Here is a 12,973-nt window from a genome sequence, read left to right as displayed (position 1 = left end):
CACCCCGCCGTACTGAAGGACCTCATCGCCCAGTACGAGGCCCTCACCCTGCTCGGCGCGGAGGAGAGCACCCCGGGGGCGCAGCAGCGGCTCGCGGACATCTCCTACACCCTGTGCGTGGCCACCGGGACGCGGGATGTCGACATGGCGCTGATCGCGGCCCGCCACCGGCTGTCCGGGGCGCGTCCGGAGGACGACTCGCTGCTCCAGGAACCGGCGCCCGCGGGGACGGGGTCCGCCGCCTGACCTCGGGGGCGCCCCGCCACTCCCCCGAAATCACCGCCTCCGGCTTCTGGTCGGCGGGACCCGCCGGACGGTATACAGAACCGGTCGATCGCGCGAAGGCCGCTGTACGGCGCCGTCCGCGCCGTGTACCGGTCCCAGGGGGAACCATGAGCAACGACAGCCGTCCGGCGGGCGGGGCGAGATCCCGGCGGCGGGCCGTGACCGTGGCGGCGGCGGTGGGCGGGTGCGCCCTCGTCGCCGCCTCCGCCGTCCCGGCCGCCGCGCACCCCGCGCAGCATCACGGGCACCGGCTCGACTACGTCGCCCTGGGCGACAGCTACACCTCGGGCCCCGCCATCCCCACGCAGGTGGACGCCGGCTGCGCCCGCTCCGACCGGAACTACCCCTCGCTGGTGGCCGGCCGGGAAGGGGCGGGCACGTTCGCCGACGCCAGCTGCTCCGGGGCGACGACCGCGCAGATGTGGCAGGCCCAGGGCGGTAACCCGCCCCAACTCGACGCGCTGTCACGGGACACGGACCTGGTGACGGTCCAGATCGGCGGCAACGACATCGGGTTCGGCCCGATCATCGACACCTGCGCCGGCCTCGGCGTCCAGGACCCGACGGGCAACCCCTGCGAGCGCGCCTACGAGGCGTCCGGGCAGGACGAGCTGGCCCTCGCCGTCCGGCGGACGGCACCGAAGATCGCCCAGGTGCTGCGCGCCGTGCACGCCCGGGCGCCGCACGCCCGGGTGCTGGTCGTCGGCTACCCCGATCTGCTGCCCGACGACGGCGTGGGCTGCTTCCCGCAAGTGCCCTTCGCGCAGGGTGACTTCGCCTACCTCCGGGACACCGAGAAGCGGCTGAACCTGATGCTGCGCACGGAGGCGGCCCGCAACCGGGCGGAGTACGTGGACACCTACGGACCCACGGTCGGCCACGACATGTGCAAGGCGCCCGCGGACCGCTGGATCGAGCCGCTCCGGCCGGCCGCGCCCGCGGCCCCGGCCCATCCCAACGCCCTCGGCGAGCAGGCCATGGCGGGCGCGGTCCTGGACCGGCTGGCGGGGGACCACGGGCACCGCTGAGCGCTCCGGGCGGCCGGCGACCGCGGGTCGCGGGCCGCCCCGCCACCGGCCGGGCCGTCGGTCAGCCGCCGAGTGCGCCCCGCACCACCGCCTGCGCCTCCTCCTGCACCCGGGCCAGGTGGTCCGGTCCGAGGAAGGACTCGGCGTAGACCTTGTACACGTCCTCGGTGCCCGAGGGGCGGGCCGCGAACCAGGCGTTCTCGGTGGTGACCTTGATGCCGCCGATGGCGGCCCCGTTGCCGGGCGCCTCGGTGAGCACGGCCGTGACCGGCTCGCCCGCGAGGGTGTCCGCGGTGACCTGGGCCGGTGACAACTTGCCCAGCAGTGCCTTCTGTTCGCGGGTCGCGGGCGCGTCGATGCGGGCGTAGGCGGGTTCGCCGAAGCGCTCGGTGAGGGCGGCGTAGTGCTCGGAGGGGGTCCGGTCGGTGACGGCGGTGATCTCCGAGGCGAGCAGGGCGAGGATGATGCCGTCCTTGTCGGTCGTCCACACCGAGCCGTCCCGGCGCAGGAAGGACGCGCCGGCCGACTCCTCGCCGCCGAAGCCGAGGTCGCCGCCGATCAGCCCGTCCACGAACCACTTGAAGCCGACGGGGACCTCGACCAGCCGGCGCCCGAGGTCGGCGGCGACCCGGTCGATCATCGTCGAGGAGACCAGGGTCTTGCCGATGCCCGTGCCGGCCGGCCACTGCGCGCGGTGCCGGTAGAGGTAGTCGATGGCGACGGCGAGGTAGTGGTTGGGGTTCATCAGGCCGGCGTCGGGGGTGACGATGCCGTGCCGGTCGGCGTCGGCGTCGTTGCCGGTGGCGATGCGGTAGCTCGCGCGCTGCTCGATCAGCGAGGCCATGGCGTAGGGCGAGGAGCAGTCCATCCGGATCCGGCCGTCCCAGTCCAGCGTCATGAAGCGCCAGGTGGGGTCGGTGTGCGGGTTGACCACCGTGAGGTCGAGGCCGTGCTGTTCGGCGATCCGGCCCCAGTAGGCGACGGAGGCGCCGCCGAGCGGGTCGGCGCCGATGCGCACCCCGGCCGCGCGGACGGCGTCGAGGTCCAGCACGGAGGGCAGGTCGTCGACGTAGGTGCCGAGGAAGTCGTGGCGCCCGGTGGTGTCGGCGGCGAGCGCGCGGGCGTAGGGCAGCCGTCGTACGTCCTTCAGGCCGCCGGTGATGATCTCGTTGGCGCGCTCCTGGATCCAGGAGGTGGCGTCCGAGGCGGCCGGTCCGCCGCTGGGCGGGTTGTACTTGAAGCCGCCGTCGGCGGGCGGGTTGTGCGAGGGGGTGACGACCACGCCGTCGGCCAGGTGCGTGGTGCGGCCCCGGTTGTGGGTGAGGATGGCGTGCGAGACGGCGGGGGTGGGCGTGTAGCCGTCCGCGCTGTCGATCAGCACGCTCACCCCGTTGGCGGCGAACACCTCCAGCGCGGTGACTCTGGCGGGCTCGGACAGGGCGTGGGTGTCGGCGCCCAGGAAGAGCGGGCCGTCGATGCCCTGGCTCGCGCGGTACTCGCAGATGGCCTGGCTGGTCGCGGCGATGTGGTCCTCGTTGAAGGCGCTCGCCAGGGACGAACCCCGGTGGCCCGAGGTGCCGAACGCCACTCGCTGGGCCGGGTCGGCCGGGTCCGGGTGCAGCGCGTAGTACGCCGTGACCAGCCGCGCCACGTCGACCAGGTCCTCGGGGCCGGCAGGCCGGCCGGCTCGCTCGTGCGCCATGAGTCCGTTCCTCCACGTCGGTGTCGGTCGCTCGCTCCCGCCATCTTTCCTCGTCAGGGCGTTCGTATGCGAGTGTGGCCGCCGCGTGGCCGACGACTTTCGGGCCGCCGTGCCGCGCGGCCGGAGCGCGCGGCACGGCGGGAGGCGCGGGTCGGGCTCAGCCGATGTGGTAGCTGTCGCCGTAGACCTTCCAGTCGAGCGGGGTCCTCAGGTCGAGGTTGCCCTTGCGCAGGAAGACCCGCTGTTCGGTGTCGACGCGGCTGGTGTCGCTGTGCGCCTCCTCCTGCTTCATGGCCCACACCCGGGCGTCGAGGAAGGCGTCGAGGTACGCCGTCTCGTCGCCGCCCTGCGCCGGTGTCCTCGCGCTGCGCAGGGCGCGCTTGCGGATGCTGCCGAAGCCGGTGGGGTCGTCGCCGTCCCCGTGCATCACGATGGCGTCGTAGTAGCAGAACTGGCCGAGGGCGCGCAGTCCGTCGCTCTTGCCCCGGGACACCGCGGGGTCGAAGTAGACGCGGTCGCGCTCGTCGTTCTGGCACTGCTGGAACACCGTGTCCTGGGCGGCCTTGCGCCAGTCCTTGGGGAAGTCCGGGTCGAGGCCGGAGTGCGAGTCGCTGCCGTTGACCTTGCGCAGGGCGGGCAGGTACCGGGCGAGGACGTTGCCGGGCTCGCGGTCGGCGTAGAGCTGGACGACCTCCAGCATGTCGCCGGTGCCGGAGCAGAAGCCGATGATGCCCGCCGTGTAGCCGCGGCCGTCGCCGATGTCCTCGATGTACTTGTACTGGGCCTTCCAGTCGAGCGAGGAGTTCTCCGCGCTCGACACCAGCTTCATCGCGATCTCCTTCTTCGCCGGATCGTCGAGACCGGTCGCGGCGGCCACCGGGGCCGCGCCGGCGCGCTGGGCCCCGATGACGGCGCCGGCGGCCACGGCGCCGAGCGCGGCGACGAGGGAGCGGCGGGACAGTCGGGCGAGGGCTGCTGTTTCGCGGTCTTCGTGCACCACGGGAGCTCCAAGGGGAGTGGGGGGTGGTGGTCCGGGCCAGCGCGAGCACTGGTAGGAAAGTTTCCTATCAGAGGGGGTCCAGACCGGTAACCCGGCCCGCGTGAAGTTCGTAGGATCGAACAGCCCGGGGTTCCCGCACGGCTCAGCCGCGCGGTGCGCGCTCCCCCGCGTGCTCGTACAACTCCCGGGAGACGGTGATCAGTTCGCGCCGCTCGGCGCGCGAGCCGACCATCGGCCGCGAACCCTTGAGCGGCACCTGGGCGCTCTCGGGCAGGAACCCGACGGTGAGCAGTCCGATGGCTCCGGCCAGCATCAGGTAGTAGGCGGGCATCAGCTTGTCCCCGGTGGCGTCGACCAGGGCGGCGGTGACCAGCGGGGTGGTGCCGCCGAAGGCCGCGACGGCGATGTTGAAGCCGATGCCCATGGCCGCGTAGCGCACCGCCGTCGGGAACAGCGCCGGCAGGGTGGCGGCGCTCGGCGCGGCGAAGCAGGCCAGCAGGGTGGACAGGATCAGCACCCCGAACACCGGAGGCCAGGTGCCGTGTGCCTTGAGCAGCAGGAAGGAGGGCACGGCCAGGACGATCATCGCGGCCGCGGCGACGCCGTACACCGGCCGCCGTCCGACCCGGTCGCTGAGCCGGCCGAGGAAGGTGATCAGGACGACGATCCACAGCATGCCGACGAGCACCAGGAGGTCCGCGAAGCCGGCCGAGCGGTGCAGCGTCTCGGTCTGGTAGGTGGGCAGGTACCCGGTGACCATGTAGTTGGTGACGTTGTACAGCAGCACCAGGCCCATGCAGATGAGCAGCGGCCGCCAGTGGTTGCGGACGATGTCCTTCAGCTCACTGCCCGTCGACTCCTGCGCCAGCGCCTTCTCGTGCGCGTCCAGCTGCTGCTGGAAGGCCGGGGACTCCTCCAGCTTGAGCCGCATGTACAGGCCGATCACACCGAGCGGCCCGGCGATCAGGAAGGGCACGCGCCAGCCCCAGGAGAGCATCTGGGCGTCGGTCAACAGCAGCCCGAGCACGGTGACGAGGGCGGAGCCGAGGGCGTAGCCGACGAACGTGCCGAAGTCGAGCCAGCTGGACAGGAAGCCGCGCCTGCGGTCGGGCGCGTACTCGGCGACGAAGGTGGTGGCGCCGCCGTACTCGCCTCCGGTGGAGAAGCCCTGGACCATCCGGGCGATCAGGAGCAGCAGCGGGGCGGCGATGCCGATGGTGGCGTAGCCCGGGATGACGCCGATGGCGAAGGTGCCCGCGGCCATCATGATCATGGTGGTGGCGAGCACCTTCTGCCGGCCGACCCGGTCGCCGAGCGGCCCGAAGAACAGCCCGCCGAGGGGCCGTACGACGAAGGCGGCGGCGAAGGTCGCGAACGAGGAGACGATCTGGGCGGCCGGGGAGGCGCCCGGGAAGAAGACCTTGCCGATGGTGGCGGCGAGGTAGCTGTAGACGCCGAAGTCGAACCACTCCATGCAGTTGCCGAGCGCCGAGGCGCCGACGGCGCGCCGCAGCAGCGGGCGCTCCACGACCTGCACGTCGTCCGGGCGGAAGGCGCGCCGGTTGCGGTGCAGCCTGCGGGTCAGCTCCGCACGCACCTGACGTGGCAGCCGGGCCACCGCTCCCGGTGCCGTCCCTCCGTTTGCGTCCCGCCGCTCCCCCGGGGACATCGCCTCGCTCACGAGGGCCTCCTTCCGTACTCCGTACCGGTCACCGCCTGCCCCGGTGCCCGATTCAGAAACGGAACCGCTCAATCCCATCCGGGTGCGCGGTTGGACTTGGGGATCATCGCGGAGCAGGGTGGACAGGTCCCCTGGCACCGCGGGGACGGCCCTACGCACCACCCGGAGAACACCCGATGACCCATGTCGCGGACCCCGCTCGTTACGACGGCACCATGCGCTACCGGCGCACCGGCCGCTCGGGGCTCGACCTGCCGGTCCTGTCCCTGGGCTACTGGCACAACTTCGGCGGCGACCGCCCCTTCGAGACGCAGCGCGAGATCGCCCTGCGCGCCTTCGACCTCGGCATCACCCATCACGACCTGGCCAACAACTACGGCCCGCCGTACGGCTCGGCGGAGGAGAACTTCGGCCGGCTGATGCGGCGGGACCTCGCCCCCTACCGGGACGAGCTGGTGATCTCCACCAAGGCGGGCTGGGACATGTGGCCCGGCCCCTACGGGCAGGGCGGGGGCTCGCGCAAGTACCTGCTGGCCTCGCTGGACCAGTCGCTGCGCCGGATGGGCGTGGACTACGTGGACATCTTCTACTCCCACCGGCTGGACGCGAGCACGCCGCTGGAGGAGACGATGGGCGCCCTGGACACGGCCGTCCACCAGGGCAAGGCCCTCTACGTCGGCATCTCCTCCTACGACGCCGAGCGCACCCGGCAGGCCGCGGCGATCCTGCGCGACCTCGGCACCCCGCTGCTGATCCACCAGCCGTCGTACAGCATGCTCAACCGCTGGATCGAGACCGAGGGCCTGCTGGACGTGGCGCAGGAGGAGGGCTTCGGGGTCATCGGCTTCACGGCGCTCGCCCAGGGTCTGCTGACCGGCCGGTACCTGGAGGGCGTGCCGCGGGACTCGCGGGCCGCGCGGGGCGCGTCGTTCGACCGTTCCTGGCTGACCGAGGACATGCTGCGCCGACTGCGCGCCCTGAACGGCATCGCCGCCCGGCGCGGGCAGACGCTGGCCCAGCTGGCCCTGGCCTGGGCGCTGCGCGACCAGCGGGTGACGTCCCTGGTCGTCGGCGCCTCCCGGACCGAGCAGTTGGAGCAGAACGTGGCCGCCCTGGACAACCTGGACTTCACCGAGGAGGAGCTGGCCGAGATCGACGCCTACGCCACCGACGGCGGCGTGGACCTGTGGCGGGACGCGCGACTGGGCAATCTCGGCTGATCGGCCCTGACAACCAAGCGGTGTGACGTAGGTCACAGGATTTAGGGATAAATAGGATTTATTCTGGCAACACGGATATTCCTACGCCCCCCTCACCGCAAGGAGCCGCTCACCGCATGGTGCACGGACCGCGCCCCGGCCAGTTCCCGCCGCCGCACCCCGATCTGGATCTCGCTCGCGACTGCGAGCGCTGCCTCGGCTGGGGGACCGTGGTCACCCCCGACGGGGACCACGAGTTGTGCCCCGGCTGCCAGCCGGACCCCGCCGCCGGGGAGGGCCCCCGCCACTGAACCGGCCCCCGGCGGTGGCCCAGCGCAGCGGGCCGGACACCGAGCGGCGCGCCGGCGACGTACCGTGGAGACATGGCCGCCCCTCCGCTTCCGGGACCGCTGGCCCATCTGGCACCGCTGCTCGGCCACTACGGCTACTGGGCCGTGGGCGCCGTCGTCCTCGTGGAGGACTTCGGCGTCCCGGCACCGGGTGAGACGATTCTGCTCGCGGCCGGCGTCTACGCGGGCGCGGGCCGACTGGACGTCGTCAAGGTGGGGCTCGTCGCCTTCACCGCGGCCGTCGTCGGCGACAACATCGGCTTTCTGATCGGCCACTTCGGCGGCCGGGCCTTCGTGCACCGCTGGGGCCGGTACGTCTTCCTCACCCCGAAGCGGTTCGCCACCGCCGAGGAGTTCTTCCACCGGCACGGCGGCAAGATCGTGACCGTGGCCCGGTTCGTCGAGGGGCTGCGCCAGGTCAACGGCATCATCGCGGGCACCTCGGGCATGCACTGGCGCCGCTTCCTCCTCTTCAACGCCCTCGGCGCGGCCCTGTGGGTCGGCCTGTGGACCTCGCTCGCCTATCTGGCGGGCAGCCACATCACCGAGGTCTACGACGAGATCAAGCGCTACGAGATCTACGTCCTCGCGGCCTTCGCGGTGCTGGTCGTCGCGCTCGTGGTCCGCCATGTCCTGCGGCGGCGCCACGAGCGCTGAGCCGGGTCAGGAGGAGCGGGCCGTCCGGGACGTTCCCGGCGCCTTCCGCCCGGCTCCGGTCGCCGCCGGGTCGTCGGCGCGCTCGTGGCCGCCGCGCAGCGCGGAGGCCACGGCGGAGACCAGGGCCATGCCGGCGGCCACGCTGAAGACGACGGTCAGGCCGTGGTGGAAGGGCCCGGAGACCAGTTCGGGGAAGAACCGGTGGCCCGTCAGGGTGGCGCGCTGGGCCGCCGTCAGCTGGTCCAGCGTGCCGCCGGACCCCAGCAGATGGCCGATCGGGTTGTTGCCGAGGAAGGTCGCGAACAAGGTGCTGACCGGGGGCAGCGAGGCCACCTGGTGGGCGGTGGCGGCGGGAACGCCGTTCGCCTGGAGCCCGCTGCCGAGGGTCTGCGGCAGGGTGGCGGCGAGGCCGGAGACCATCAGCGAGAAGAACACGCCGATGGACAGGGCCGTGCCGGAGTTCTGGAAGGTGGAGCGCATCCCGGAGGCCACGCCCCGGTACTTCGCGGGCACACTGCCCATGATCGAGGAGGTGTTGGGCGAGGAGAACATGCCCTGGCCCAGCCCGTTGAGCAGCAGCAGCGCGGCGAACGGCCCGTAGGCGAAGTCCACCGGCAGGGCCAGCAGCCCGAAGAAGGAGCCGGCCACCACGATCAGCCCGGCGGTGGAGAAGATCCGCGCGCCGAACCGGTCCGAGAGGTAGCCGGAGACGGGACCGGCGAGCAGGAAGCCGACGGTGAGCGGCAGCATGAAGATGCCCGCCCACAGCGGGGTGTCCTCGAAGTCGTAGCCGTGCAGCGGCAGCCAGATGCCCTGCAACCAGATGATCAGCATGAACTGGAGCCCGCCGCGGGCGATCGCCGTCAGCAGGGCGGCCAGGTTGCCCGCCGCGAACGCCCGCACCCGGAACAGCGACAGCCGGAACATCGGCTCGGCGACCCTGGTCTCCACCACGCAGAACACCAGCAGCAGGGCCACCCCGCCGATCAGGCCGGTGAGGACCCAGGGATTGGTCCAGCCGGTGGGGTGGCCGCCGTAGGGCTGGATGCCGTAGGTGATGCCCGCGAGCAGGATGCCGGCGCCCGAGGCGAAGGTGAGGTTGCCGAGCCAGTCGACGCGGCCGCGGCCGCCGGCCGCGGTCTCGCGCAGGCTCAGGTAGGACCAGACGGTGCCGGTGACGCTGACCGGGACGCTCACCCAGAACACGGCCCGCCAGTCGACGGCGGCCAGCAGTCCGCCCGCGAGCAGGCCGAGGAACTGTCCGGCGAGCGCCGTGATCTGGTTGATGCCGAGGGCCATGCCGCGCTGCCGGGCCGGGAAGGCGTCGGTGAGGATCGCGGCCGAGTTGGCGGTGAGCATGGAGCCGCCGAACGCCTGCACGATGCGCCACAGGATCAGCCACAGCGCGCCCGCGCCGGCCCGGAAGGGGTCCAGCGACAGGGCGACGGAGGCGATGGCGAAGACCAGGAAGCCCAGGTTGTAGATCCGCACCCGGCCGAACATGTCGCCCAGTCGGCCGAGCACCACCACCAGGACGGCCGAGACCAGCAGATAGCCGAGGATCATCCACAGCAGATAGCCGATGTTGCCCGCGGCGAGCGGGTCCAGGCCGATGCCGCGGAAGATCGCGGGCAGCGAGATGATCACGATGGAGGCGTCCATCGTGGCGATCAGCACGCCGAGCGTGGTGTTGGACAGGGCGACCCACTTGTAGCCGGGGCCGGGGGGCGTGGCCCGTCTGCGGGCCGAACGGGCGAGGAGGCGGGCGCGCGGGCCCGCGCCGGGCGCGTTGCCGTTCACAGCCGCTCCGCCAGTCGGTCGAGCAGGGGCAGGACGTCGTGCAGGGCCTGCCGTTCCCGCGGGGTGAACTCCTCCAGGGCGTGGGCGAGCCGGCCCACGGACTCGGAGCGTCGCTGTTCCAGCACGGCCCGGCCCTCCTCGGTGATGGCGATGACGACCCGGCGCCGGTCGGCCGTGTCGGGCGTACGGCTCACCCAGCCGCGCTGTTCGAGCACGGCGAGGGTGGCGGCCATCGCCTGCGGCCGCACCCGCTCCGTCTCGGCGAGCGAGCCCGGTGAGTCGGGTCCGCCGGCGGACAGCCTGGCCAGCACGGACACACCGGACAGGGAGATGTCGCCCACCGCGTGCGCCTGCCGCAGCCGGCGCACGATCCGGCCCATGGCCAGCCGGAGCGCCCCGGCGAGCGCGGGCGTGTCCTGGGTCCGGACCTCGGCCGCCCCGCCTCTGTCTGTCACATCCATGATTAGTAACAGTAGGTTTATCAGTCTGGGCTGTTCAACCCAGCGCGGGTAATCGGTTTGAGGCGCGTCGCAGAGGCAAACCGAACAGCGAACGGACATCACGACACGTTGGGATGTGAGACCGCGATGGCTGGCGACCAGAAGGCGAAGGGCAAGGCGGAGCAGGCCAAGGGCAAGGCCAAGGAGGCCGTGGGCCGCGCCGTCGGCAACGAGCGGATGGAGGCCGAGGGCCGCGCGGAAGGCGCGCGCGGGGACGCCCGGCAGGCCAAGGAGAAGGCCAAGGACACCTTCAAACACTGAGGCCCCGGCGGAGCGTCGGCCACGGCGCCACCCGTACGACCGATGCGCGGCGGGTCCCGGGAATCCTCCGAGTGGATTCCCGGGACCCGCTGCGTGTCCGCGACCCGCTTGGGCAGGGATTCGTGTGCAACCGGAGGAATCCCGGTTGACGTCCCCTTGATCGACGGGCCAGCGGGTAGCCGGGAAAAGACGGCACGTTTCTTCACAAGCGCCGAAGGGACTCCGAACCCGGAGGGAAAAGGGCGACGAGGTATGGACATCCCGCTGAGGACGCAGGCGAGGACACAGGACGCGCACTACCGCCGCGACTGGACGACCGGCACGTGCAGCGGCGCGGACGCGCGGGCCGCGGTGGCCGCCCTGCTGGGCTCGGCGCACCCGGCCCCGGTGCGGCGCTCGGTCCAGGACGCGCAGCTCGTGGTGAGCGAACTGGTCACCAACGCGGCCAAACACGCGCCCGGGCCGTGTGCCCTCGGCCTGGAGCTGCTGCCCGGCGCCCGCGCGCTGCGCATCTCGGTCACGGACACCTCCCGCGAGCCGCCGCGTCCGCGTCCGCCCGACCCCACGCGCGTCGGCGGCCACGGTCTGCACCTGGTGACGGTGCTCTCGCGCGACCTGGAGGTGACGATGCTGCCCGAGGGCAAGCGGGTCACCGCGACCGTGCCGCTCGTCTCCGAGGGCGGGTACTGAGACGCCGTCTCGTCTCCGCCACCTGCGGCAGCGCCTGTCACAGCGCGGCGTCCGGCACCGCATCGCCCGCACGGGCGTCGAGACGTCACAGCGACCGGACACCCACCGCGGCCGCCGACCGCAGGAGTATGGCCCGGTGATCAGAACCGAGCAGTTGCACAGCGCGGCCCGTCTCCTGCGGAAACACCGGGATGCCGGCTTCCCCGCCGACCTGCGAGGCGTCGAGTTCGACGACATCGACATGGTGATGCTCGACGCGGACACCGCGGGTTGCGCCTCCACCTGGCTGACCAACGGCGGCGTCCTCGATCCGGAGCGCAGACGCGTCCTGCGGGCCTGCGTCGAAGACCTGGACCGAGTGATCCCGCGGATCAGCGACCGCTCAGGCCGTCGGTACTACCAACGCTTGCACTGACTCGCCCTGCTCGTCTCGAGCGCACTCGACACCGTATGAGACGGCCTCCGGGACACGGCCGCGGCAGCGCCTTCTTCCCGGACCGCTCGCGGCTGCCGTCGGCCGCCGCCCGGCCCGGCGGGATCTCCCCGCCCACCACGAACTCCAGCAGCGGCCTCGGCCGTGTTCCCCCACGGTGTTCTCCTCGCTCTGTGCCCACCTGTCCGGGCCACCGGGCAGCCCGCGCCGACCCGCGCGAACGGTGCCCGTGACGGCGGGGCCGCGCGGCTGTGCCCCGTCGTTTCGGACGCGCGGAGTACGGGCACCCGTGCCACGCTCGAAGGGGGGCACCGAGTGTGAACGGCCCAGCACCGGCGGAAGGCGAGCGACGAGTGGCGGCGTCCGAGGAGCGGCCCCCGGGACGGGGCGAGCGTCCGGTGCGCTCGATCGACCAGCGGCTTCCGGTCGTCGGCGTCGGGCAAGGAGTGGGCGCACCTGACGTACGTGGTGGTGCACGAGCACACCCAGTGGGCGCGGCCCGGCCACACCACCCGGAACATGATCGGCGAACCCCTCTTCCCCCCGCTGCCGGGGGCGCTGCTGCCCGCGCCGCTCTTCGCGGTGCCGTACGCCTCCCCGTTCTTCGAGCGCGGGATCACCGGCCGGCTGCCGGAACAGCACCTGCTGGACTATCTGAGCCGGATGCTGCGGACCCTGCTGTTCGTCGTGCCGTTCGTGCCCCATCACCCCGCCGAGCGGGCCCGCCCGGACCCCAGGCGTCCGACCGGCGCCGGCTGCCGGACGGCGGGACGACCCCCGAGGTGCGGCGCACGGCGGGCGGCCGGTACGCGGAGGCGCGCACCCTGCTGCCGCGCGCGGAGGGCCACCGCGCCCCGGTGCGCGAGGTGCCCCGGCCGTGTGCCGAGGGCACCGGGGGCCGGCGCCAGCACCGGCTGCGCAACGCGCTGAGCCGCTGGTACTCCGGCCGCCGCGTGGAGAGGCCGGCCGCGCCGTGGGAGCGGCGCCGGTGGTCGCGGTGCGGGCGGCGCCGGGCGAGGTGTCCGAGGGGGGCGAGGAGTCGTGAGCGAGTCGTGAGCGAGGAGGCACGCCATGAGCGACGGTCCTGACGTCCATGGAAACCAGTGGTACGGCCCGCAGCCGGACGTGGCCGGGGCGGCCGGCTATCCGGACGCCCCGCCGAGGATGGGGTTCTTCACCGACACCTCGGTGTGCATCGGCTGCAAGGCCTGCGAGGTGGCCTGCAAGGAGTGGAACGCGGTCCCGGAGGACGGCCTCGAACTGACCGGCATGTCCTACGACAACACGCAGGGCCTGGGCGCCGACACCTGGCGGCACGTGGCCTTCATCGAGCAGCGCAAGCCGTTCGGCGGGCAGGAGCCCGGCGTCGCCCACGAGGACACCGACG

General features: G+C 72.7%; 14 protein-coding genes and 1 pseudogene. 10 read left to right on the top strand and 5 right to left on the bottom strand.

Annotated features, from left to right (window positions below; translation table 11 throughout):
- Both FRZ03_RS29965 and FRZ03_RS29960 read left to right on the top strand, forming a co-directional pair.
- Nucleotides 1-246: DUF5133 domain-containing protein (locus tag FRZ03_RS29965; protein WP_146468233.1), on the top strand; the 246-nt coding region annotated here is incomplete at its 5' end.
- Nucleotides 247-392: 146 nt separating this feature from the next.
- Complete coding sequence (locus FRZ03_RS29960; RefSeq protein WP_146468230.1) at nucleotides 393-1,313, top strand: SGNH/GDSL hydrolase family protein; 921 nt, start codon at nucleotides 393-395, stop codon at nucleotides 1,311-1,313.
- A 61-nt stretch (nucleotides 1,314-1,374) separates the two neighbouring features.
- Here the strand turns inward: FRZ03_RS29960 and pgm are convergent, their stop codons facing one another.
- The 3 genes from pgm to FRZ03_RS29945 all read right to left on the bottom strand — a co-directional run bounded on the left by pgm (nucleotide 1,375) and on the right by FRZ03_RS29945 (nucleotide 5,684).
- Nucleotides 1,375-3,015: a phosphoglucomutase (alpha-D-glucose-1,6-bisphosphate-dependent) gene (gene pgm / locus FRZ03_RS29955; RefSeq protein WP_146468229.1), complete on the bottom strand. Its 1,641-nt coding sequence runs from the start codon at nucleotides 3,013-3,015 to the stop codon at nucleotides 1,375-1,377.
- Nucleotides 3,016-3,172: 157 nt separating this feature from the next.
- The gene (locus FRZ03_RS29950; protein WP_146468228.1) at nucleotides 3,173-4,015 is read right to left on the bottom strand and encodes a chitosanase; all 843 of its coding nucleotides are present in this window, start codon (nucleotides 4,013-4,015) and stop codon (nucleotides 3,173-3,175) included.
- Between the two features lie 142 nt (nucleotides 4,016-4,157).
- A complete protein-coding gene (locus FRZ03_RS29945) occupies nucleotides 4,158-5,684 on the bottom strand; it encodes an MFS transporter (protein ID WP_146468232.1) in 1,527 nt (508 codons plus the stop codon).
- A 188-nt stretch (nucleotides 5,685-5,872) separates the two neighbouring features.
- On the opposite strand from FRZ03_RS29945, the gene mgrA reads away from it, so the two are divergent.
- The 3 genes from mgrA (at nucleotide 5,873) to FRZ03_RS29935 (ending at nucleotide 7,902) form a co-directional block, all read left to right on the top strand.
- On the top strand, nucleotides 5,873-6,916 hold the full coding sequence (gene mgrA / locus FRZ03_RS29940; protein WP_146468227.1) for an L-glyceraldehyde 3-phosphate reductase: 1,044 nt from the start codon (nucleotides 5,873-5,875) through the stop codon (nucleotides 6,914-6,916).
- A gap of 116 nt (nucleotides 6,917-7,032) precedes the next feature.
- Entirely contained in the window at nucleotides 7,033-7,206 is a 174-nt protein-coding gene (locus FRZ03_RS39485) for a hypothetical protein (protein WP_186785697.1), read from the top strand.
- Between the two features lie 72 nt (nucleotides 7,207-7,278).
- Nucleotides 7,279-7,902, top strand: coding sequence for a DedA family protein (locus FRZ03_RS29935; protein WP_146468226.1), 624 nt, complete (start codon nucleotides 7,279-7,281; stop codon nucleotides 7,900-7,902).
- Between the two features lie 6 nt (nucleotides 7,903-7,908).
- On the opposite strand, the gene FRZ03_RS29930 is transcribed toward FRZ03_RS29935, so the two are convergent.
- Together FRZ03_RS29930 and FRZ03_RS29925 are read right to left on the bottom strand one after the other, a co-directional pair.
- A complete protein-coding gene (locus tag FRZ03_RS29930; RefSeq protein ID WP_398661345.1) occupies nucleotides 7,909-9,564 on the bottom strand; it encodes an MFS transporter in 1,656 nt (551 codons plus the stop codon).
- A gap of 134 nt (nucleotides 9,565-9,698) precedes the next feature.
- A complete protein-coding gene (locus tag FRZ03_RS29925; RefSeq protein ID WP_146468224.1) occupies nucleotides 9,699-10,163 on the bottom strand; it encodes a MarR family winged helix-turn-helix transcriptional regulator in 465 nt (154 codons plus the stop codon).
- 126 nt (nucleotides 10,164-10,289) lie between these two features.
- Between FRZ03_RS29925 and FRZ03_RS29920 the strand changes: the two genes are divergently transcribed.
- From FRZ03_RS29920 to FRZ03_RS29900, 5 genes and pseudogenes are all read left to right on the top strand, one after another.
- Nucleotides 10,290-10,463: a CsbD family protein gene (locus FRZ03_RS29920; RefSeq protein ID WP_070024756.1), complete on the top strand. Its 174-nt coding sequence runs from the start codon at nucleotides 10,290-10,292 to the stop codon at nucleotides 10,461-10,463.
- 252 nt (nucleotides 10,464-10,715) lie between these two features.
- On the top strand, nucleotides 10,716-11,153 hold the full coding sequence (locus tag FRZ03_RS29915) for an ATP-binding protein (protein ID WP_146468223.1): 438 nt from the start codon (nucleotides 10,716-10,718) through the stop codon (nucleotides 11,151-11,153).
- A 136-nt stretch (nucleotides 11,154-11,289) separates the two neighbouring features.
- Nucleotides 11,290-11,568, top strand: a complete 279-nt coding sequence (locus FRZ03_RS29910; RefSeq protein WP_146468222.1) for a hypothetical protein — start codon at nucleotides 11,290-11,292, stop codon at nucleotides 11,566-11,568.
- A gap of 489 nt (nucleotides 11,569-12,057) precedes the next feature.
- Nucleotides 12,058-12,516, top strand: a complete 459-nt coding sequence (locus FRZ03_RS29905) for a hypothetical protein (protein ID WP_186785696.1) — start codon at nucleotides 12,058-12,060, stop codon at nucleotides 12,514-12,516.
- Between the two features lie 141 nt (nucleotides 12,517-12,657).
- Nucleotides 12,658-12,973: pseudogene (locus FRZ03_RS29900) on the top strand (4Fe-4S dicluster domain-containing protein); the annotation flags it as partial.

It is taken from the genome of Streptomyces misionensis (genome assembly GCF_007896895.1).
Lineage (GTDB): Bacteria > Actinomycetota > Actinomycetes > Streptomycetales > Streptomycetaceae > Streptomyces > Streptomyces misionensis_A.
The sequence above is the reverse complement of the archived record's forward strand: the minus strand, read 5'-3'. Positions and strand labels throughout refer to the sequence as shown.